We start from the raw sequence: 22,206 nt of genomic DNA on the forward strand, positions 1-22,206 counted from the left end.
GCTACGTTTGTTTTTCTTTGCAGTTTATTAATAAGTTCATTTTTTCACCCAAATTTGTATGCTTATTAGCATAACATTTCTTTCTTAATGGGTGGCCAAAATCACTACTACAGAACGGTTGTTCAAGAGTGAGTAGTGCTTTTTCTTTTAGATGTTTTTATTTTTAAGTTGGTACGACTGAGTGGATTCGAACCACCGACCCCTACCATGTCAAGGTAGTGCTCTAACCAACTGAGCTACAGTCGTACAATTTTTGAGGTTTTACTTAAATAGATTTACTCTTTAAGTTAAGAATAAATGTTGGTACGACTGAGTGGATTCGAACCACCGACCCCTACCATGTCAAGGTAGTGCTCTAACCAACTGAGCTACAGTCGTACAATTTTTGAGGTTTTACTTAAATAGATTTACTCTTTAAGTTAAGAATAAATGTTGGTACGACTGAGTGGATTCGAACCACCGACCCCTACCATGTCAAGGTAGTGCTCTAACCAACTGAGCTACAGTCGTATTACTTTATTTAAGTAGGTGTTAATTGCTTAACAACGGCGGCTAATATATAGCGTGGCGGTTGGTGAATCAAGCAAGTTTGTTGTTTTTAAGTTTATTTGCCGTTTTTTTATTCATATTGGGCTTATTTCACACGTTTTATAAAAACCTTGCCACCAAATTACATGATTTTTAGCAGAGCTTTTTAGTAAGTTCAGTAAGTTACTTGTCGAGCCCGTTTTTACTAAGTTATTAATTTGAGGGCTGGAAATACTTTCGTTAAACCAAAGCTCATTATAAAGCGGTTGTAGTGCCTCTAGATAACCAGTTAATTGCGCTTGATAGGGCTGAATTTCTTTTAGGTAAAACTTTTGAAATACGTTGCTTATGATTTTTGCTTTTTTATTATTTTTATCCTGAGGGCACAACGTATTAAAGTTTAGTGTTTTTACAAGCTGTGTGGCGTTGTTGTTTAACACTACTTGCGTGCGGGCTGATTGAATGAGTGCTTGGCTAAATTGAAATTTATTAAGCTGCTCGAGTGCGCTAAAAATAGAATCGCTATTAATTTCACTAAACTCTTTAGCGTTAATTTGCTGCTTAATAAGTACAAGTTGTTTGAGCGCCTGCAAGGTATCACTAAAGCCAGCGGGTTCGCTACTTAGCTCGTTTGATGTTAACAGCCATGTTTTATTAAGATCTGGCTCTTTAAATAACATGGCGTTAAAAAAGTGCATTAAGTGTGCTTCTTTGTAGTTTTTGGCAGCGAGTATTTTTGTGTAACTAGGGCTATTTTTATCAAGTGTATTTAAACAAACTTGCGCACTTTTAATAAAGTTTATTTGATACTTTAATTGCCCCGCAGCACTGGCGGTTTTACCTAATTGATTGTTGTGCTCACTTATAAGCACGTTAAGCTTACATTGGCTAATACCTGCAAGCTCAACAATGCTCAGTGTTAAGTCACTTTGTGCTATTGGGGTAGGCTGCAGTAAGGGGAGTTGCTTGAGTGGCGCAGGCTGTGTTGGGCTTGTATCAACTGTGCTACTTAAGCGTTCAATATAAGTAACGTTTATACTACTTTGTGCTTTACTACAGCCGGTAAGTGCAAAAACGAACATTACCAGCATTGTAGCTGGTAATGTTTTAAGGCTGAGTTTATTAGCTTTGATTAAGTGTATCAATTTTAAGAAATTCATATTTTAGACGTTTTTTTACCGTTAGCATTAATAAAATAGCAGCAACACTTAGGCCAACTATTATTCCAACCCAAAAGCCGTGTGGCCCCATCGCTGGCACAATTATGTCTGTTCTTGCCAATACGTAACCTAAACAAAAGCCGATTAACCAATACGATATAAACGTGATATACGATATAGGCGTGGTGTATTTTAACCCTCTAAGTATGCCATTGGCTGCAACTTGCAATGCATCCGGTAATTGATAAATACACGCTAAAATCATAATCGATGAAGCCAACGCCATTACGGCAGGGCTGTCGGTATAAAGCTGGCTAATTAAATCACGGCCGAGAAATGTTATGAGTGCTAAAAATAATGCAATCGCAATTGCTAAAATATAGCTAGTAGATACCGCAACTTTAAGTTCGGTCATTTTATTTTGGCCAAATAAATTGCCTATACGAATACTTATAGCGATAGATAGGCTTAACGGCATCATAAATAACAAAGTAGTAACGCTTGCTGCTATTTGATGACCAGAGACTGCAACTGCACCTAAGTGCGCTATAAACAGCGGTATACACGCAAATAAAGTAACTTCAAAAAAAGTGGCTAGTGAGATTGGTATCCCTAATTTTGTAATTATACCAATAGTGGTTAGGTTAGGTTTTTTAAATGATGAAAGCAGGCCTTTGGCATCTACCTTTTTACTTGTGTGGCAATAGGTAACTTGCGCTATTGCCATAACGGTTAAAACAATGGCTGTTGCTATACCACACCCTGCGCCGCCATAAGCGGGTAAGCCAAATAAGCCGTTTATAAAAATATAATTTACCGGAATATTTACAGCTAAACCTAATAGGCTTATATAAAACGCGGGCTTGGTCATACCCATGCCTTCGGTAACGTTTCTGTATACGGTAAAAATTAAAAAACCAAAAATGCCCCATTTAACAAAGTGGATATAATCATACGCAAGATTTGCAATCGCTGGACTGGTGTCTAGTTTAAAAATAATGGTGTCGGCTAAATAGGTAATAGAAAAGCCTACGCAACATAAAATACCCGTTAAATAGAGAGCTTGTTGAAAATAATGACTAATACCTTTGCGATCATCGCCACCTGAAAACTGCGCAATAATACCAGTAAGCGCTAATAAAATACCTTGAAGGCCAAGTAAAAGAGGGTTCCATATACCCGTAGCAATAGAAAGTGCAGCTAAATCAGTAGGACTGACTTGTCCGGCCATGATGGTGTCGACGACCGACATTAAAATAAGAGTTACTTGCGCTAAAAAAACAGGTAAAGCGAGGGAAAGTAAACGCTTAGCTTCCCAATTACAAAAGGTCATAAAAACAGCTATTTGATAAAACAGGCGGCAATTGTAATCTATTGTGTTTCAAATAAAAATCACAGGAGTGAATGATTTTATTAGTTGATACGTTAAACTAGCACTTTGTAATAATTTAAAGTGGTTTTATGTTTACAGGAATAGTGCAAACGCAAGCAACGGTAGTCTCTAAAACTCAAACAGACGGTGTTTTACGCTTAGTTGTATCGGTGAGCGATGAGTACGTTAAGCATTTAGATTTAGGCGCAAGTATTGCTATTAATGGCTGTTGTTTAACCGTTGTGCAAGTTGAGCTAAGTAATCACGATGTGGTGGCGCAAGTGCATTTTGATGTAATTGACGAAACCCTAAAGTTAACTAATTTAGGTTTGCTTGAGCTAGGCAGTTTAGTTAATTATGAGCGCTCTGTTACGTTTGGTACTGAGCTAGGTGGGCATATAGTGTCTGGGCATATTCATTGTGCTTCGCTTATAACTCAAATAGTTAAGCTTGAGAATAACTGTAAAATACAATTAAGCTTACCAAAAGAGTGGCAAAAGTATGTGTTGTATAAAGGCTTTGTTGCTATAAATGGCGCAAGCTTAACCGTGGGCGAGGTTGATGAACAAGGTTTTTGGTTACACCTAATCCCAGAAACACTCGCCATTACAAATATTGGTGCAGCGCAAGTGGGTGACAAGTTTAATATTGAAGTTGATCAGCAAACTTACACTATTGTAAATACAGTAGAAAACTACTTACGTCATCAGGCTTAAGCTAAAATATTTGTTCGTCATCACTGTCTACGTGTAGCTCTAATTTATTGTTAGCATGATCTATATGCATATTTAAATGAATTGGGTTACAACAGGCAGTGCATTCCTCAACGTAGTCTTGATCGCCCATGCTTGCGTCTAAGTCTAAATGTATGTGGTGTCCGCAGTGTGGGCAGGCAATTCGTTGTGATAAATAATTTTTCATAATCACTCCAGTTATAAATAATTAAGTAATTGCGTATATGCTAGCAACTACTTAATGGCTCAAAGCTGAACTCCTTACTTACTGATTAAATATAGTTCTGAATAGCCTATTATGACATTTATTTTACGCAGAAAATTGTATTAACTGAGCAGCTTTTCTATATGTTGTTTAGCTTCAGTAAGATAGTGCCCAGCAAATATATTAGCGTGATTTAAAATAGGGTATAACTGGTATATTAACTTACGTTTTTCGTAATTTGGCGATAACGGATAGTGCTGGTCGTAAGCAGTATAAAAGTCACTTGGCAGTGGGGCAAATAGTTCGCTCATTGCAATATCCACTTCCCGATCACCATAATAACAAGCTGGGTTAAATACCGTTGGCTCTGCTTTTAAAAAGCCCATATTTCCACGCCAAAAATCACCATGTAATAATGAGGGTTCTACTTGGTGACTATGAAGCTGCTCTTTTGTGGCATTAATTAAGCGCTCGGGTTCAACAAAGTTAATGCCTTTTTCAGCGAGTAACTGTAATTGCCAACCTATACGTTCCTCGGCGTAAAACACATCCCACTTTTTATGCCATCTGTTGGGTTGCACAGTGGTCGCTAGGTAGTTGTCTACATCAAAACCAAACATAGCTTGGTCGTGTTTGTGGTGCATATTAGCAAGGCTTTTACCCATGTCATGCCATGTAGCATGGGGTTGTTTATCAAGAACAAGCCACTCTAAAACAATAAACGAGAACTCTATGTTTGCACCCGTTACAATGCAGTTAGGGATCTTAAAATAGCTGTTTTGGGCTAAGAGTTTTAAGCCTATTGATTCGCTCTCTAACCGTTCGAGTTCACTTTTTAACGCTACTTTTATTAAGTAATTGTGCGTACCATCCGTTAATTGAAATAGTTTGTCGGTATTTGTACTTTGTAATTGGCGCTTATAGGTGTGTTTAAAGTCAAGATTAATGGCTTGGCTGATGTGCTCGTTTACTGTTTTCCACATAACAATTGCTCACCTTTTAAACAGATATTTAAACTATGGCAAAAAGAGATTAATTTAACAATCTAAACGTTGTAAAATTAAGATTATATTGAATAAAAATTACACTTACTGAAGTGGAGTAAAAATGAACAAAAGTTTAATAACCAATTTGCTAGCGGGTTTATGTGTTGTTGTCGGTTTTATGTTTAACCAAGCAATTGTGTTATCTGTTGGTTTATTTGCGCTTTCAGGTGCGGTAACTAATTTATTAGCGATTCATATGTTGTTCGAAAAAGTCCCATTTTTATATGGCTCAGGCGTTATAGCGCTTAAGTTTGAAAGTTTTAAAGTCGCAATTCGTAATTTAATATTAACGGAGTTCTTTTCAGAGCAAAAAATTAATAATTTACTCAATAAAGCGCAGCCAAATATCGACTTTGAACCAATAATTAGTAATGTTGATTTAAACCCTGCATTCGACAATTTACTTATCGTTATTGAAGAGTCACAGTTTGGTAGCATGTTAGGGATGTTTGGTGGCACAGCGGCAATAGAGCCAATGCGTGAAAAGTTTATTGAAAAAATGCAATTGTCGCTTAGTGAGATTTCCCAAACTGACGACTTTAAAGCATTAGTAAGCCAAACACTTTCACAAGGTAATAGCGCAGAGAGCCTACATAAAACGGTGCTTAAACTAGTTGATGAGCGCTTAGATGAGCTTACCCCAAAAATGGTTAAAGAGATTATTCAAACTATGATCCGCGAGCACTTAGGCTGGCTTGTTGTGTGGGGTGGTGTGTTTGGTGGCTTGTTTGGTTTAATAGCGGCCGTGATTTAAATATAACTACTGATACCAATTAAAAAAATAATCATTTTATCGCATTAAATAGCGCACTTACTGCGTTAAAAATTGTTCGTGTACGAGTGCATGGATGCAAGAGATAGAGCAATGCAGGGAGTAATTAGTGATAGCAACTACACGTTATAATTTCGCCTTGTTATTGCGCTACTTTATTAGCGCAATAATAGATTACTAATTTAATGTAATTGGTATGACTTATTTTTTCAGGCTGTTATTATCGCCCCCATAATTTAGTCGTGTTTTTTAGGAGCAACGGTGAGCAAAACGTTAGCCAGTTATTATCAGCAAGCATACGCTTGCGATCAGCAGCATTTTAACCAGTGTTTTTATTGTGGCTGTGAAGCGACAGAGCGCGACCATTGTCCGCCCCTGCATATGCTACAAAGCATTGTTGATTTAGGTGAAGAAGCTGATTTTATATCTATTCCTGCGTGTTATGAGTGTCATGCACTTTTACATAACGAAAGGCTGATGACGATTGATGAGCGTTTCACTAAAATGAAGAAAAAGCTTGCCACTAAATACGCAAAACCTCTGCGTGTTTATAACATGTGGGAAGAAAACGAACTTGGCGATATGAGCGATGAGTTTGCGCATAGTATTCAAGCGGGTATGAAATTAGGAAAAGAAGCCGCTGAGCGTTTAGCGTTTACTGGTTTTAGCTATGCCACAGAAGATGCCAAAGTAGCAGTACGTGAAAAAACAAAAGAGTTTGATGTAGAAGGCATGATATTTACCGACTTTAAAGAGGCGCTAAATTACTGCATTAATGATTTAAACGTACAAAAAAGTGACTTTTATAAAATTTTGGTTGAAGACTACCAAGGGGATTTTAATAAAGCGCTAAGCCAGTATCGTCACCGTCATGACAAAGTGACAGCGGCTAAAGACGGTAATACAATTATTAAAGATTTTTCTAAGTTACATAAGCAAAACTCTGATTTTGTAACGCGTACGGTTAAGCACTTTATTAGTAAAGATCCATCGCTTACAACCGAAGGTGCGCTTGAAAAGTTGTATAACAATTATATAAAGAAATAATTACAGATATTCATCTTAATTAACTGCGTTTTCACCTGTTTTTTTGGCTTTATTCCTTAGCTTTCGCTAAAGTAGCAAAAAAACAGGAGATCCAAACAACATGCAAAAATTTGCACCTTCTTTATTAGCAGTTGGCTTAGCTGCTGCACTTGTAGGTTGCCAAGAAAACGGCCCGCAAGACGATAAAATAACAATCAACAAAAATCCTTACCCAAGCACTTATCAGCCCGTTTCTACATCAAGCACACTTATTACAAATGCAACAGTACTTACAGGTACTGGTGAGCGTTTAGATGATGCTGATGTATTACTTGTTGATGGCAAAGTACAACAAGTTGGTAAAGACTTAGCTGCTACTGCTGATATTACAATTGATGCACAAGGCAAATGGGTAACACCGGGTATTATTGACGTTCATTCGCATTTAGGTGCCTACCCAAGCCCGTCGGTTGAGTCGCATCAAGATGGTAACGAAATGACCAGCCCTAACACTGCAGAAGTGTGGGTTGAGCATTCTGTTTGGCCACAAGATCCAGGCTTTAACCGTGCTCGCGAAGGCGGTATTACTTCTCTGCAAATCTTACCAGGCTCAGCTAACTTATTTGGTGGACGCGGTGTTACGCTTAAAAACGTACCTGCACACACTATGCAAGGTATGAAATTTCCTGATGCGCCGTATGGTTTAAAAATGGCGTGTGGTGAAAACCCTAAACGTGTTTATGGTCGTCAAGGTGTATTGCCTTCAACCCGTATGGGTAATATGGCAGGTTATCGTATGGCGTGGGCTGAAGCCGCTGAGTACAAACGTGCATGGGATAAATACGATGTCGATTATGAAGCAGGCTTAAACCCAGAAGCACCAGTACGTGATATTAAACACGATACGCTTCGTGGTGTGCTTGAAGGCGAAGTACGTATTCATAATCATTGTTATAAAGCCGAAGAAATGGCAATGATGATTGACCTGTCAAAAGAATTTAATTACGACGCGGGTACGTTCCATCACGGTGTAGAAGCATATAAAATTGCTGACTTACTTGCTGAGAATGGTTCGTGTGCTGCACTTTGGCCAGACTGGTGGGGCTTTAAAATGGAAGCCTACGACATGGTTCAAGAGAACGTGGCTATTGTTGATGCAGTTAAAAATTCATGTGCGGTTGTTCACTCAGATTCAGATACAACAATTCAGCGCTTAAACCAAGAAGCGGGCAAAGTTATGTACCGCGCTAACGAAAATGGTTTTGATATTTCTGAGCAGCACGCTATTAAATGGATCACGGCTAACGCGGCTAAATCACTTGGTATTGATGACAAAACAGGTTCACTAGAAGCCGGTAAGCAGGGCGATGTGGTTATTTGGAATCAAAGCCCATTTAGTGTTTATGCTAAAGCTGAACAAGTGTTTGTTGATGGTGCAAAAGTTTACGATAGAAACGACAGCGCGTATCAAGCAACAAGTGATTTTATGTTAGGCCAACAATAAGGAGCACCCAGAATGAAAAATTTATCACGTTCGTTTTCGCTTTCTCTGGTTGCTGCAGGATTATTAGCATCTGGTGCTGTAAGCGCACAATCGCTAGCAATTATTAATGCAACATTGCATACGTCATCAGATCAAGGTGTATTAGAAGCGGCAAGCATTGTAATGACAGATGGTAAAATCACAGCAATTAATCCAACTGAAATTAAAGCAGATCAAATTATTGATGCAAAGGGCCAAATTGTAACCCCTGGCTTTATTGCAAGTGTAAATCAACTTGGTTTAGTTGAGGTAAGTGCAGTTGCGGGCTCTCGCGATGCAGGCGAGGAAAAAGCCAGTATTGATTTTGACGTAAGTCTTGCTTACAACGCACATTCAAGCTTAATACCTTACGCTCGTAAAGGCGGTGTAACACGCGATGTCATTACCCCTCATGGCGGCGATAGCATTTTTTCAGGCCTTGCGAGTGTTGTTGATTTAAGTGGTAGTTTTGACAGTGACATGCAAAAACAAGCGGCTTTAATTGTTTATTTAGGTGAGCGTAGTAAAGGTTCTCGTGCTTTTACTTTGCAAACACTTATTAATAAGCTTGATGAGCACAAAACTAAAGCCGGTAAAAAAGCTAAAAAAGATGACGACAAGCCAAGTACTGAAGACAAAGTAATGGCAAAAGTACTCAGTGGCGAAATGCCATTAGTGGTTGGCGTATCACGTGCGGCAGATATTATTGAGCTTATTAAAGTAAAAGAGCAATTTGGTATTAACTTAGTACTTAACGGTGCGCAAGACGCTGTTGTAGTTAAAGAGCGCGTTGCTAAAGCAAATATCCCAGTAATTATTAGTGCAATGGATAGCTTACCAGCAAGTTTTGATTCGCTTCATGCGAGTTTAGATAATGCAGGCGTGCTTGAAAAAGCAGGCGTAAAAGTATTATTAACGGTAGGCGGCGATGCAAGCCACAACATTTACCAGCTGCGTTTTGACGCTGGTAATGCTGTGTCGTACGGTATGAGCCAAGAAGGTGCGTTAAAAGCGGTTACATCAAACGTTGCTGATGTATTTGGTATTAATGCAGGTAGCCTTGAAGTAGGTAAAGCAGCTGACGTAGTAATGTGGAGTAATGATCCGTTTGAGCTAAGCAGCCACGTGAACAAAATGTTTATTAATGGCGTTGAGGTATCTACACAATCTCGCCAAGATAAACTACGTGACCGTTATACGACTGATTCAAAAATGCCACGGGCTTATACCAAGTAATTAATATACTAAATAATTAATTAAATAAATTTAATTAATTAAATAAATTTAATTAATTTAAAGGCCGCTATTTTATAAATAGCGGCCTTTTTTATAAAATTTAGACACAAAAAAGCCGCTTACTTTTACAAGTAAGCGGCTTTTTAATTCAAACTAATATTTATACTAATTTAGCAAGAATATCGTTAAATGTAGTGCTTGGACGCATTGCTTTAAACGCTGCATCGTCATTAGGTAGGAAGTATCCGCCTAAATCAACTGCAGGGCCTTGCGCATCGTTAAGCTCACTTACGATTTTATCTTTATTAGACTCAAGGTCGCTAGCGATTTGAGTAAACTGTGCTTTAAGTTCACTGTCGTCATTTTGCTTAGCAAGTTCTTGCGCCCAGAATAAAGATAGGAAGAAATGAGAACCACGGTTATCAATTTCTTTCACTTTACGTGAAGGAGACTTGTTTTCTGCTAAGAAAGTGCCTGTCGCTTTATCTAGTGTATCAGCAAGTACTTGTGCCTTGTTGTTACCCGTCGTTACGCTAAGGTGTTCAAGAGAAGCAGCAAGTGCTAAAAATTCACCTAAAGAATCCCAACGTAAGTGGTTTTCTTTTTCGAATTGTTGAACATGCTTAGGTGCAGAACCACCCGCGCCAGTTTCAAATAAGCCACCACCGTTCATAAGTGGAACAATTGAAAGCATTTTAGCACTTGTACCCAACTCTAAAATTGGGAATAAATCTGTTAGGTAATCACGTAAAACATTACCTGTTACAGAAATAGTGTCTTTACCTTCTTTAATACGCGCTAATGAGAACAATGTTGCTTCAAGCGGTGCTAAAATTTGAATATCTAGGCCAGCTGTATCGTGATCTGGTAGGTATTTATTTACTTTTTTGATTAGCTCTGCATCGTGTGCACGGTTTTCGTCTAACCAGAAAATAGCTGGAACGCCCGTTGCGCGTGCACGGCTTACTGCAAGCTTAACCCAATCTTGGATTGGTGCATCTTTAGCCTGACACATGCGCCAAATATCGCCTTGCTCAACACTGTGCTCAAGTAATGTAGTACCGTTTGCATCAACAACACGGATAGAACCATCTGCTTTAGCTTCAAACGTTTTATCGTGTGAACCGTATTCTTCAGCTTTTTGAGCCATAAGGCCAACGTTTGGAACGCTACCCATAGTAGTTGGATCAAACGCGCCATTTTCTTTACAAAAATCGATAGTTGCTTGGTAAATACCTGAGTAACAACGATCTGGAATTACAAAGCTCGTGTCTTGTAATTTACCATCGTTATTCCACATTTGACCGCTTGAACGAATTGCAGCTGGCATAGACGCATCGATAATCACGTCACTTGGTACGTGCAGGTTTGTAACACCCTTATCAGAGTCAACCATAGCAATAGCAGGGCGGTTAGCGTAAACAGCTTGAATGTCTGCTTCAATTTCTTCGCGCTTAGCGTCGTCTAATGTTTGAATTTTAGAATATACATCGCCTAAACCATTATTTACATCAACACCTAGCTCTTCAAAAAGCTCACCGTGTTTAGCAAATACATCTTTGTAGAATACTTTTACAGCGTGACCGAAGATGATTGGATCAGATACTTTCATCATTGTCGCTTTCATGTGAAGCGAGAATAAAACACCTTTTTCTTTAGCAGCATCAATTTCTGCAGCTAAGAAAGCTTGAAGCTTAGAAGCGCTGATGCTTGATGCATCAATAACTTCGCCAGCTAAAAGCGGCGTGCTTTGTTTAAGTACTGTCACGTCGCCGTTAGTTGAAACATGTTCAATACGTACATCAGTGGCAGCATCAACTGTTACTGATTTTTCTGAACCAAAGAAATCGCCTTCGCTCATGCTTGCAACATAAGACTCTGAATCTTTGCTCCACGCACCCATTGAATGTGGGTTGTTACGTGCATATTCTTTTACAGAACCTGGTGCGCGACGATCTGAGTTACCTTCACGTAGTACTGGGTTTACTGCACTGCCTTTAATTTTGTCGTAAGCAGCTTGAATTGCTTTTTCTTCATCATTTTTAGGTTCAACAGGGTAATCTGGAAGTGCATAACCTTGTGCTTGAAGCTCTTTAATTACAGCGCGAAGCTGTGGTACAGATGCACTGATGTTTGGTAATTTGATGATGTTTGCTTCTGGTGTTTTAGCAAGCTCGCCAAGTTCAGCTAGTGCATCACCAATGCGTTGTTCTGGTGTTAAATAATCAGGGAAGCTAGCAATTACACGACCTGCTAATGAGATATCGCGAGTTTCGACTTCAACACCGGCCGCATTTGTATATGCTTGGATGATCGGTAGCAACGAATAAGTTGCTAGTGCCGGAGCTTCGTCCGTTTTTGTATAGATAATTTTTGATGTCATCATCATTCCTAGATAGTCGACCTAATAAGGTCTTATTCAACAATGCAAAGAAAATCATTACTGATGAGTGAGTACATATTATTAAACGAGTTAATGCACACGTACGCTCGTAATGAATAGTTTGTTAGGTGTTGGTACTCAGCGTTGCTCTTTTATAAAAGCAGAATAGTCACACCTGACGAACTGGAATTGTATTTATAGCTAAAAAATTAACAAAAATAAATCAGCCTTTAGCCTAGTACATATATAAGAGGCGACAAGTTGGATTAGTTGCTGCGTTAATACGCAATTTTTAGCACTAAGAGTGTAACAAGCTTAAATAAAAAGGGCTAGAGTTTGAGCATGCCCAATAAGCAGTTAAACAATCAACTCTTAGAACATTGGGGTATATAAAATAAATTCAAGGAAAAGGGTTGAATTTGAATGAAAAGAGGCAATAAATAGGGGAGAAGAGATAAGTTAGTATGCTTAAGGAATTAAGCGAGGATCTTAAAAGGTCACTCGCTTTAGTCGAACAAAACAATAGTCACTCAATAATGTCACCATCTGGGGCAATATTTTTAGCGTGTAGACCTTTAGGTCCTTGTTCTAATTCGAATGTTACATCTTGACCAGCTTTAAGCGTTTTATAACCGTCCATTACAATTGTTGAGTAATGAGCGAAAATATCATTCTCGCAGCCGTCTTCTACGATGAAACCAAAACCTTTAGCGTTGTTGAACCATTTAACTTTACCGCAAGCCATACTTCTACATCCTTCAATAAGTTGACTAATTTAGTTATTCTAAATTGTATTATTTGCTAGACTGACTAAGGTTTAATCAATCTACGTTTGACTGTAGTTTATTTAGCCAACCAGTCAAGTGTTTTGAGTTATTTTTTTAACATTTTATTTATTTTTTATTCAAGTTTGCTTGAGTTACAAAGACAAGACTATATTTAATTATGAGTGGTATGAAAGATTCAGGTGTTATCGATACAGTTCGCGACAGCGAAAAGCAAAAGCTACAGCCGCCGCGAAAATATAAAGTTGTTTTAAATAACGACGACTACACGCCGATGGACTTTGTAATAGAAGTTTTAACGACGTTTTTTAATATGGATAGCGATAGAGCAACCGACGTGATGCTTCAGGTTCATGAAAAAGGTAAGGGTATATGTGGTGTTTACAGCGCCGACGTAGCCCATACTAAAGCTGAACAAGTTAACCGCTACGCGCGTGATAACGAGCATCCACTGCTTTGTAGTTGTGAGCAGGAATAAATACCAATTAGGGTGATCAAACATCCGATTGTTGTGGTATAAATTATTATCTCAGTAAGGGGTTGCCAATGCTAAACAAAGACTTAGAACTCACATTAAATGCCGCGTTTCGTGAAGCGCGCACTCGCCGTCATGAGTTTATGACCGTAGAGCACCTTTTACTTGCGCTGTTAGATAATCCTTCTGCAGGAGAAGCCCTAAACGCGTGTGGTGTTAATATTTCTGGTTTAAAAACCGAATTATTAGAATTTATTGACGAAACAACACCCGTCATTCCAGATTTAGAAGAAGAGCGTGAAACCCAGCCAACACTTGGTTTTCAACGTGTACTACAACGTGCTGTGTTCCATGTGCAATCGTCAGGCAAAAATGAAGTTACAGGCGTAAACGTACTAGTCGCTATTTTTTCTGAGCAAGAAAGCCAAGCTGTTTACCTACTTAAAAAGCACGATGTATCGCGCTTAGATATTGTTAACTTTATTTCGCACGGTATTTCTAAAGCTGATGATGAATTAGGTAACGACAGCGACGATATTCATGATGAAGTGCAAGAAGTTCAAAATGAAGAAGCAAGCAAGCTAGACAGCTTTACAACAAACTTAAACATTCAAGCACGTGAAGGTAACATTGACCCACTGATCGGGCGCGACAGCGAAGTAGAGCGCACGGTACAAGTATTGTGTCGTCGTAAAAAGAATAACCCATTACTTGTTGGTGAAGCGGGCGTTGGTAAAACAGCTATTGCTGAAGGCTTAGCGTATCGCATTGTCAATAAGCAAGTACCAGAAGTAATTGCAGATGCCGTTGTGTACTCGCTAGATATGGGTGCATTGCTTGCGGGTACTAAATACCGTGGCGACTTTGAAAAGCGTTTTAAAAGCTTACTAAAAGAGCTACAAGCCGAGCCCGGATCTATTTTATTTATTGATGAAATACATACTATTATTGGTGCCGGCGCGGCGTCTGGTGGTGTTATGGACGCATCAAACTTGCTTAAACCATTGCTTTCTAGTGGTAAGCTACGTTGTATGGGTTCAACAACTTACAACGAGTATAAAAATATTTTTGAGAAAGACCGTGCATTGGTACGTCGCTTCCAAAAAATTGATGTACTTGAGCCAAGTGTTGCCGATACCACTAAAATATTAAACGGCTTAAAAGAGCGTTACGAAGAGCACCATGGTATTCGTTACACTCAAAAAGCATTAAAAGCAGCTGCTGAGCTTAGTGCTAAATATATTAATGAGCGCCATTTGCCAGATAAAGCAATTGATGTAATTGACGAAGCGGGTGCAAGTCAGCGCTTGCAACCTAGCTCTAAACGTAAAAAAACCATTGGCGTGGCAGATATAGAACTAATTATATCTAAAATGGCACGTATACCTGCGCAAAGTGTATCGTCAACAGATAAAGAAACGCTTAAAAACTTAGACCGTAATCTTAAAATGCTTGTGTTTGGGCAAGATCAATCTATTGACGCGCTTACATCTGCTATTCGTTTATCTCGCTCTGGTTTATCGAGCGAAGAAAAGCCAGTAGGTTCGTTTTTGTTTGCAGGCCCAACCGGTGTGGGTAAAACAGAAGTAACTAAACAGCTTGCTAAATGTATGGGTGTTGAGTTTATTCGTTTTGATATGTCGGAATATGTAGAACGCCATGCAATAAGCCGATTAATTGGTGCACCACCAGGGTATGTTGGTTTTGAACAAGGTGGTTTATTAACAGAAGCTGTGATTAAAAACCCACATGCAGTTGTACTACTAGATGAGATTGAGAAAGCGCATCCAGACATTTACAACATTTTGCTACAGGTTATGGATCACGGTACGTTAACCGATAATAACGGTCGTAAAGCCGATTTCAGAAATGTAGTGGTTGTAATGACGACCAATGCGGGCGTGCAAGAAACTACGCGTAAGTCGATTGGTTTTACGGAGCAAGATCATACGCACGATGCTATGGGCGAAATTAACAAAGTGTTCTCGCCTGAATTTAGAAACCGTTTAGATAACATAATTTGGTTCAATCATCTTGAGCGCGACGTTATTTTAATGGTGGTTGATAAATTTATTGTGGAACTGCAATCGCAGCTTGATAAAAAATCGGTTAACCTTGAGCTTACGTCTAAAGCACGTGAGTGGTTGGCAGATAAAGGCTACGATAAAGCGATGGGTGCACGTCCAATGGCGCGTGTTATTCAAGAAGAGCTTAAAAAGCAGCTTGCTAACGAAATACTCTTTGGTGAACTTGTTGATGGCGGTACGGTTAAAGTATCAGTTAAAGACAAGAAGATTCACTTTGATTACGAGAGCAGTCTAACGCCTGCGTAAAGCTTGTAGTTAAAAAGTTTAGTTAAATAAAATGGCCCGCTAAATAATAGTGGGCCATTTTTTTGCCCTTTTTATAGGCAACAAAAAACCCAGTAAAAACTGGGCTTTTTGTTTATTAAATGTAATTGCTAGTCAATGTCTATCAATTACATTTAATAAACGCTTAAAGCTAGTGAAATACTAGCCAAAAACTAAATCTCGTTTACGCACTTACTTAGCGAGCACGGAATACGATACGACCCTTTGATAAATCGTAAGGAGTCATTTCTACCGTTACTTTATCGCCGGTTAAAATACGGATATAGTTTTTGCGCATTTTGCCTGAAATATGAGCCACAACTACGTGACCATTTTCTAGCTCAACTCGGAACATTGTATTTGGTAAAGTATCAAGGACTGTCCCTTGCATTTCGATTACGTCTTCTTTCGCCATGTTTAGCGTAACACCTCTTTAATAGTTAAACGCTGCAGATTTTGCCCAAAATACTCCAATAAGTAAAGGCGCAGGGGCTATATTTGCAAATTAAATAGCCACCCACTCATCATTGAGCTGTTTTTGAGCAGGTAAAAACTGAGTTTTGTACTTCATTTTGTCGCATTCATCAATTTGATAGCCTAAGTACACGTATTGCTTATTTTGCTCTTTAGCAAACTTTAGCTGCTCTAATATCATCACAGAGCCTAAGCTATAATGTTCAAAGTCGGGATCAAAAAAAGTATAGATTGCTGAAATAGCGCTATTCATACAATCAGTTACGGCAACCGCGACTAAAGTATCTTGGTGCCACAGTTCAATAAATGTGATCTTGAGCCAACTACAAAGCAAAAAACTTTGAAACTGTTCTTTTTCAGGAGGATACATACTTCCGTCTTGATGACGCATCGTTATGTACTTGCTATAAAGTGGATAGTACTCAGGTCGCTCTTGCGTTGAATATTTTACCTCAAACTGTATTTTTGCTTTGTTTAGTTTACGTTTTTGCGATTTTGAGGGCATAAAGTCTTGTGCTAATACACGTACAGAACTACATGCGCTGCATATTGGGCAGTGTGGACGGTATATTTGGTTACCACTGCGACGAAACCCTAAGCCCAATAAAGACTCAAATTTGTCGGTGCTGTAGCAACTGGGATCAAGAATAACTAAAAGTTGCTCTTGTCTGTTGGGTAAATAACTACAGTCAAACTCTTGGGTTAAACCAACACGTGCAGGAAGTTGCTCATTCATAGATTGCGTCAAGTTCTTGTGGCTCCCACATAATAGGGTTAACAGTATAGTTATGTGCAGCTTTTAGTTTAGTCAAAAATGTGGAACGGGGGATTACTTGTGCACCTAGAGTCATTAAATAAGGGTTTTCTAACTGGCAATCAATAAAATGTGCATTATGGCGTTTAAGCCAATTTACCAGTGCCCACATAGCAAGCTTAGAGCAATTGGTTTGATGATGAAACATAGACTCGCCACAAAAAACACCATTTTGCATAATGCCGTATAAGCCACCTGCAAGCTCTCCGTTACTCCACACCTCTAAACTATGTGCAATGCCAGCATTGTGTGCATTAACGTAAGCTTCGAGCATGTCAGAGGTGATCCAGGTGCCATCGGTATCAAGGCGTTGATCGCGACAGGCTTCTATCACCTCTTCAAAGGCATTATTAATGGTTACTCTTACAGGGTGCTTTTTTAAATGCTTACGCAGGCTCTTACTTATATGAAAATCATTAAGCTCAAAAATGCCTCGCTCGCTGGGAGACCACCACATAATAGGCTCATCTTCACTAAACCAAGGGAATACTCCGCTTTTGTAGGCATTACTTAGGCGAGGTAAACTCAAATCTCCGCCAATTGCTAACAAGCCATCAGGGGATTCTAATGCGTATTCCGGATTGGGGAATGCTATATCGTTTTCGCTTAATTGGTATAGCTGATTTCTCATACAGTACTTATTTTATAATTGATCTTAAAAGTGTAACTATATTTTAGGCATAAAAAAAGGGCTGAATAATCAGCCCTATAATAATTTATTTAATTGCTTATAAATTATCTAAGAAACGTTCAGCATCAAGGGCAGCCATACAGCCTGTACCCGCAGATGTGATTGCTTGACGGTAAATGTGGTCAGACACATCACCTGCAGCAAAAACGCCTTCTACGCTTGTTTGAGTCGCGTTACCGTGAAGACCAGACTCTACAACTAAGTAGCCATCTTTCATTTCTAGTTGACCAACAAACATATCAGTATTTGGCTTGTGACCAATAGCAATAAATACGCCGGCTAAATCAAGCTCTTCAGTTGCATCAGAGTGTGCATCTTTAATACGCACGCCTGTTACGCCCATTTGGTCGCCTAGTACTTCGTCAAGTGTGCGGTTGTAATGCATTACAACGTTACCGTTTGCTGCTTTTTCAGCAAGGCGGTCAGCTAATATTTTTTCACTGCGGAAACTATCACGGCGGTGAATAACATGTACTTCATCAGCAATGTTAGATAAGTAAAGCGCTTCTTCAACCGCTGTATTACCACCACCCACAACTGCTACTTTTTGACCTTTATAGAAAAAGCCGTCACACGTAGCACATGCCGAAACACCACGGCCTTGGAAATTAGTTTCAGACTCTAGGCCCAAGTATTTAGCAGACGCACCCGTTGCAATGATTAATGCATCACATGTGTAAGTACCTTGGTCGCCAGTTAGTGTGAAAGGGCGCTTAGATACATCTACTTTATTGATGTGATCGAATATGATTTCAGTTTCAAAGCGCTCAGCGTGCTCTTTCATACGATCCATTAACGCAGGACCTGTTAAACCGTGTGCATCACCAGGCCAGTTTTCAACTTCAGTTGTGGTTGTTAATTGGCCACCTTGTTGAATGCCTGTAATTAAAACAGGGTTTAAATTTGCACGCGCTGCATATACTGCGGCAGTATAACCAGCTGGGCCAGAGCCTAAAATTAGTAGCTTACAATGTTTTGCTTCAGTCATTATTTTTCCTAAACGTTTAATACGGTGTTCAATATGCTCATTAATGCGCTTGATTCTAAGAAAAACAAGGCAGATGTAAACAAAATCCGCGATTATTTTTTTTCTTAAATCGAAAAGCTGTGCAGTATTGTGTACTAGAGTTCTGTGCTTTTACAGTTAAAATGCCTAAGTAGCTCAATAAATAGACTAACAGGCAACAAAACAGCGTTATTTCATGACCCCTTTGATTTTTTTTGTTATGTTTTACCTAATTTTATTTGTCACTGATAGATTATGTGACCTAAGCAAATAGGCAACTATGTTATTTTGGCAGGAAAAACCCGCATTCGGGTTGACTTCAAAAGACGTTAACGTCTTAACCAATGCGCAAGATTACCGAACGCAATTGCTACGCTTAATAGCGAACGCAAAAAAACGAATTTATATTACGGCGTTGTATTTACAAGACGACGAAGCGGGCCGTGAGATTTTAGAAGCGCTGCATCGTGTGTCATTGGCAAACCCGGCACTTGAGGTAAAAGTGCTGGTGGATTTTCATCGTGCGCAACGTGGTTTAATTGGCGCAGATAAATCAGACGGCAACGCAAGCTTGTACTGTGACGATTTAGAAAAGTTTAAATCGAACGTACAAGTGTATGGCGTACCTGTAAAAGCTAAAGAGCTTTTTGGTGTATTGCATTTAAAAGGTTTTGTAATTGACGATACCTTACTATACAGCGGTGCAAGCTTAAACAACGTGTACTTGCAATACAACGAGCGCTACAGACTCGATCGTTACTTTTTAATAACGCAGAGCGAACTGTGCGACTCAGTGGTTGATTTTATTGAAACAAAGCTGCTTAGTTCAGTGGCTGTGCCGCGCATAGACACACGACCGCTTAAGCGTTTGCACGACTTTAAGCTTGATCAAAAGCAATTAATGCGTGATTTAAAAGTCGCAAGTTATAACGCAGCAGAGCAGCTAAATACGCAAGCATTAGGTATTCGCTTGTTTTTAGGACTCGGGCGTCGTAATAACGAATTAAATCGTTTAATAAAAGCGTTATTTGATAACACAGAGCAAGAACTTGTGTTGTATACGCCATATTTTAATTTTCCGGCGCCGCTTATGCGATCACTGCGTCGATTATTAAAGCAGGGTAAGCAAGTGACTATTGTTGTAGGCGATAAAACAGCAAATGACTTTTATTTACCGCCAAGCGAGCCGTTTAGTAAAATAGGGGCATTACCTTATTTATACGAAACCATTTTGCATAAGTTTGTAAAAACGCAAAAGCGCCATATCGATAACGGTAATTTAAATGTGTATCTGTGGAAAGATGAAAGCAATTCGTTTCATTTAAAAGGTATTTGTTCAGATAGAACAAAACATTTACTGAGCGGGCATAACTTAAATCCGCGTGCATGGGGTCTTGATATCGAAAACGGTATTTTAATAGAAGATCCAGAGCAAACAATTATGGATGCTATTGATAACGAAAAGCAGGAAATTTTACAACACTGCCGACGTTTAACAGGCCCAGATGATTTAGAAACGATGGACGATTACCCGCAGCCAGTTAAAAAACTACTAGGCCAAGCTAAGCGCGTAAAAGTCGATTTTATAATTAAGCGTTTTATCTAAATAAGCTTATATAAATCTGAAATTTAAATACAAAAAAAGCAGCTAAAATTAGCTGCTTTTTTTATGGGTTGTAGTTAGGTCGCTACATTACTTAATACCAACCTAACTACAAAACGCTAAATTATGCGTTTTCTACCGCTGTGCGTGGGTCAACATATTCCATGTTGAACGCTTCAGCTACTTCTTTGTAAGTTACTTGGCCTTTAATTACGTTTAAGCCTTTTAAGAAGTGAGCGTCATCTAGTAATGCCTTTTTATAACCTTTGTTTGCAAGGTTAATGATGAAAGGCAATGTTGCATTGTTAAGTGCGAACGTAGATGTGCGTGGAACAGCACCTGGCATGTTAGCAACACAGTAGTGAACAACTTCATCAACGATGAAAGTAGGATCAGCATGCGTAGTTGCTTTAGAAGTAGCAATACAGCCACCTTGGTCGATTGCAACGTCAACAATTGCAGAACCAGGTTTCATTGCTTTAATGTGTTCAGCAGTTACTAGTTTAGGTGCAGCAGCACCTGGAATTAGTACGCCACCAATTACTAAGTCAGCTTCTAGTACATGTTTTTCTAGTGCATCAGCAGTTGAATAAATAGCTTTTACTTTATTACCAAATTGCGCATCTAGTGCACGTAAAACGTCGATGTTACGGTCAAGAACGACAACTTCAGCACCAAGGCCAACAGCCATTTGCGCTGCACTACGACCAACCATGCCGCCGCCAATGATAACAACTTTAGCTGCTTCAACGCCTGGTACGCCACCTAGTAGCATGCCACGACCGTGGTTAGATTTTTCTAGCGCTTGTGCACCAGCTTGAATAGACATACGACCAGCAACTTCGCTCATAGGAGCAAGAAGCGGTAAACCACCGCGAGAGTCAGTTACAGTTTCGTATGCAATACAAATAGCTTTGCTTTTTACAAGGTCTTCAGTTTGTGGAAGATCAGGTGCAAGGTGTAAGTAAGTGAAAAGAATTTGGTCTTCACGTAGCATTGCACGTTCAACAGCTTGTGGCTCTTTTACTTTTACAATCATGTCTGCTTTAGCGAAAACGTCAGCAGCAGTTGCTAAAATTTCAGCACCCGCTAGCGTGTAATCTTCGTTAGTAAAACCAATACCCATGCCTGCATCAGTTTCTACAATCACTTGATGACCGTGGTTTACTAATTCACGAACACTCGCAGGAACCATACCTACACGGTATTCATGGTTTTTAATTTCTTTAGGAACACCAATAATCATATCATTTGCCTTATTAAGAACGGATTAACATTTTTCACTATTATATTCATCATAAGCCCGTGTGTCTCACCTTTTTTAAAGTCAAATCTAGTGTTATCATCTATATAACAAAAATAAACAGCACAAAAAACTAGTTGGTACTATGCATCAGTTATTAGATAGAATTGACCGTAAAATTTTAATGGAATTACAGCACGATGGACGCTTGTCAAATGTTGAACTGGCCAGACGAGTTGGCCTAAGCGCCACGCCCTGTCTGGAGCGAGTGAAAAAGCTAGAACGAGAAGGCTACATACTTGGCTATAAAGCAGTGGTCGATCCAGCTAAGCTTGGGCAAGGTTTATCGGTGTATGTAGAAGTAACAATTACTAAAACATCTCCCGACGTATTTGATGAGTTTAGTGCGGCCGTTAAAAAGCACGAAGAAATTATCGAATGTCATTTAGTATCGGGTAATTTTGATTTTTTACTTAAAACGCGCGTAAATGATATGTCAGAATACCGTGGTGTATTAGGTGACATATTATTAAAATTGCCTAACGTTAGTGAAAGCCGAACTTATGTAGTGATGGAAGAAGTAAAAGGTGAAGAAGGCGTAATTATTCGTCCTTATATTACTTAAGGTTATTTATATTAGCTGCGTCATTTGCTTATATCAGCTCAAATTATAAAAACTTGTTCATAATCAGGCCATCAAGGTTAAGATAAAGTGCAACAAATTGCATTTCCTGCTAAGGTATTTCACTGCTAAGTAAGTGTGAATAAAAATAGAATAAT

Annotated in this window: 20 protein-coding genes and 3 tRNA genes; 9 read left to right on the forward strand and 14 right to left on the reverse strand. The window is 39.1% G+C overall.

The window, feature by feature from the left end; all coding sequences use genetic code 11:
• Positions 1-169: 169 nt before the first annotated feature.
• The 5 genes from I6F54_RS06010 to I6F54_RS06030 form a co-directional block, all read right to left on the reverse strand.
• A tRNA-Val gene (locus tag I6F54_RS06010) sits at positions 170-246 on the reverse strand.
• 55 nt (positions 247-301) lie between these two features.
• Positions 302-378: transfer RNA gene (locus I6F54_RS06015), tRNA-Val, on the reverse strand.
• 55 nt (positions 379-433) lie between these two features.
• Positions 434-510 (reverse strand) — tRNA-Val (locus tag I6F54_RS06020).
• Positions 511-623: 113 nt separating this feature from the next.
• Positions 624-1,688 carry a DUF3080 family protein gene (locus I6F54_RS06025; RefSeq protein WP_197140282.1) on the reverse strand — a complete coding sequence of 355 codons (1,065 nt, stop codon included), beginning with the start codon at positions 1,686-1,688 and terminating at the stop codon, positions 624-626.
• The gene (locus tag I6F54_RS06030) at positions 1,651-3,021 is read right to left on the reverse strand and encodes an MATE family efflux transporter (RefSeq protein ID WP_197140284.1); all 1,371 of its coding nucleotides are present in this window, start codon (positions 3,019-3,021) and stop codon (positions 1,651-1,653) included. Before I6F54_RS06030 ends, I6F54_RS06025 begins: the two co-directional genes overlap by 38 nt.
• 128 nt (positions 3,022-3,149) lie before the next feature.
• Here I6F54_RS06030 and I6F54_RS06035 point away from each other — a divergent pair, with 128 nt between their 5' ends.
• Positions 3,150-3,776: a riboflavin synthase subunit alpha gene (locus I6F54_RS06035; RefSeq protein ID WP_197140286.1), complete on the forward strand. Its 627-nt coding sequence runs from the start codon at positions 3,150-3,152 to the stop codon at positions 3,774-3,776.
• A gap of 1 nt (position 3,777) precedes the next feature.
• Here the strand turns inward: I6F54_RS06035 and I6F54_RS06040 are convergent, their stop codons facing one another.
• Complete coding sequence (locus I6F54_RS06040) at positions 3,778-3,981, reverse strand: CPXCG motif-containing cysteine-rich protein (protein ID WP_197140288.1); 204 nt, start codon at positions 3,979-3,981, stop codon at positions 3,778-3,780.
• Between the two features lie 140 nt (positions 3,982-4,121).
• A complete protein-coding gene (locus I6F54_RS06045; RefSeq protein ID WP_197140290.1) occupies positions 4,122-4,982 on the reverse strand; it encodes a fructosamine kinase family protein in 861 nt (286 codons plus the stop codon).
• Between the two features lie 124 nt (positions 4,983-5,106).
• On the opposite strand from I6F54_RS06045, the gene I6F54_RS06050 reads away from it, so the two are divergent.
• The 4 genes from I6F54_RS06050 to I6F54_RS06065 all read left to right on the forward strand — a co-directional run bounded on the left by I6F54_RS06050 (position 5,107) and on the right by I6F54_RS06065 (position 9,601).
• Entirely contained in the window at positions 5,107-5,799 is a 693-nt protein-coding gene (locus tag I6F54_RS06050; RefSeq protein ID WP_197140292.1) for a DUF445 domain-containing protein, read from the forward strand.
• Positions 5,800-6,078: 279 nt separating this feature from the next.
• Positions 6,079-6,864 carry a hypothetical protein gene (locus tag I6F54_RS06055; protein WP_007585117.1) on the forward strand — a complete coding sequence of 262 codons (786 nt, stop codon included), beginning with the start codon at positions 6,079-6,081 and terminating at the stop codon, positions 6,862-6,864.
• Positions 6,865-6,964: 100 nt separating this feature from the next.
• Positions 6,965-8,347, forward strand: a complete 1,383-nt coding sequence (locus I6F54_RS06060) for an amidohydrolase (protein ID WP_197140294.1) — start codon at positions 6,965-6,967, stop codon at positions 8,345-8,347.
• 12 nt (positions 8,348-8,359) lie between these two features.
• Complete coding sequence (locus I6F54_RS06065) at positions 8,360-9,601, forward strand: amidohydrolase family protein (protein WP_197140302.1); 1,242 nt, start codon at positions 8,360-8,362, stop codon at positions 9,599-9,601.
• Positions 9,602-9,761: 160 nt separating this feature from the next.
• On the opposite strand, the gene I6F54_RS06070 is transcribed toward I6F54_RS06065, so the two are convergent.
• Positions 9,762-11,984, reverse strand: coding sequence for an NADP-dependent isocitrate dehydrogenase (locus I6F54_RS06070; protein WP_197140304.1), 2,223 nt, complete (start codon positions 11,982-11,984; stop codon positions 9,762-9,764).
• A 526-nt stretch (positions 11,985-12,510) separates the two neighbouring features.
• Positions 12,511-12,729 (reverse strand): cold shock domain-containing protein CspD, encoded by a 219-nt coding sequence (gene cspD / locus I6F54_RS06075; RefSeq protein ID WP_002962500.1) that lies wholly within the window; start codon positions 12,727-12,729, stop codon positions 12,511-12,513.
• Between the two features lie 209 nt (positions 12,730-12,938).
• Between cspD and clpS the strand changes: the two genes are divergently transcribed.
• Together clpS and clpA are read left to right on the forward strand one after the other, a co-directional pair.
• Positions 12,939-13,247 carry an ATP-dependent Clp protease adapter ClpS gene (gene clpS / locus I6F54_RS06080; protein WP_007585109.1) on the forward strand — a complete coding sequence of 103 codons (309 nt, stop codon included), beginning with the start codon at positions 12,939-12,941 and terminating at the stop codon, positions 13,245-13,247.
• Between the two features lie 68 nt (positions 13,248-13,315).
• The gene (gene clpA, locus I6F54_RS06085) at positions 13,316-15,577 is read left to right on the forward strand and encodes an ATP-dependent Clp protease ATP-binding subunit ClpA (protein ID WP_197140305.1); all 2,262 of its coding nucleotides are present in this window, start codon (positions 13,316-13,318) and stop codon (positions 15,575-15,577) included.
• Positions 15,578-15,791: 214 nt separating this feature from the next.
• Here the strand turns inward: clpA and infA are convergent, their stop codons facing one another.
• The 4 genes from infA to trxB all read right to left on the reverse strand — a co-directional run bounded on the left by infA (position 15,792) and on the right by trxB (position 18,562).
• A complete protein-coding gene (infA, locus tag I6F54_RS06090) occupies positions 15,792-16,010 on the reverse strand; it encodes a translation initiation factor IF-1 (RefSeq protein ID WP_002962494.1) in 219 nt (72 codons plus the stop codon).
• A gap of 90 nt (positions 16,011-16,100) precedes the next feature.
• Positions 16,101-16,805, reverse strand: coding sequence for an arginyltransferase (locus I6F54_RS06095; protein ID WP_197119355.1), 705 nt, complete (start codon positions 16,803-16,805; stop codon positions 16,101-16,103).
• Positions 16,798-17,514 (reverse strand): leucyl/phenylalanyl-tRNA--protein transferase, encoded by a 717-nt coding sequence (gene aat / locus I6F54_RS06100; protein WP_197119315.1) that lies wholly within the window; start codon positions 17,512-17,514, stop codon positions 16,798-16,800. Before aat ends, I6F54_RS06095 begins: the two co-directional genes overlap by 8 nt.
• Positions 17,515-17,611: 97 nt before the next feature.
• Positions 17,612-18,562, reverse strand: a complete 951-nt coding sequence (gene trxB / locus I6F54_RS06105) for a thioredoxin-disulfide reductase (RefSeq protein ID WP_008168643.1) — start codon at positions 18,560-18,562, stop codon at positions 17,612-17,614.
• 298 nt (positions 18,563-18,860) lie between these two features.
• Between trxB and pssA the strand changes: the two genes are divergently transcribed.
• Positions 18,861-20,186 carry a CDP-diacylglycerol--serine O-phosphatidyltransferase gene (gene pssA, locus I6F54_RS06110; protein ID WP_197140312.1) on the forward strand — a complete coding sequence of 442 codons (1,326 nt, stop codon included), beginning with the start codon at positions 18,861-18,863 and terminating at the stop codon, positions 20,184-20,186.
• 121 nt (positions 20,187-20,307) lie between these two features.
• Here the strand turns inward: pssA and ald are convergent, their stop codons facing one another.
• A complete protein-coding gene (ald, locus tag I6F54_RS06115) occupies positions 20,308-21,429 on the reverse strand; it encodes an alanine dehydrogenase (protein WP_010552621.1) in 1,122 nt (373 codons plus the stop codon).
• Between the two features lie 142 nt (positions 21,430-21,571).
• Here ald and lrp point away from each other — a divergent pair, with 142 nt between their 5' ends.
• Positions 21,572-22,051, forward strand: coding sequence for a leucine-responsive transcriptional regulator Lrp (lrp, locus tag I6F54_RS06120; protein ID WP_007582985.1), 480 nt, complete (start codon positions 21,572-21,574; stop codon positions 22,049-22,051).
• The last annotated feature ends 155 nt before the right edge of the window (positions 22,052-22,206 follow it).

The sequence above is a fragment of the Pseudoalteromonas sp. SWXJZ10B genome, assembly GCF_015864475.1.
Classification (GTDB): Bacteria; Pseudomonadota; Gammaproteobacteria; order Enterobacterales; family Alteromonadaceae; genus Pseudoalteromonas; species Pseudoalteromonas arctica.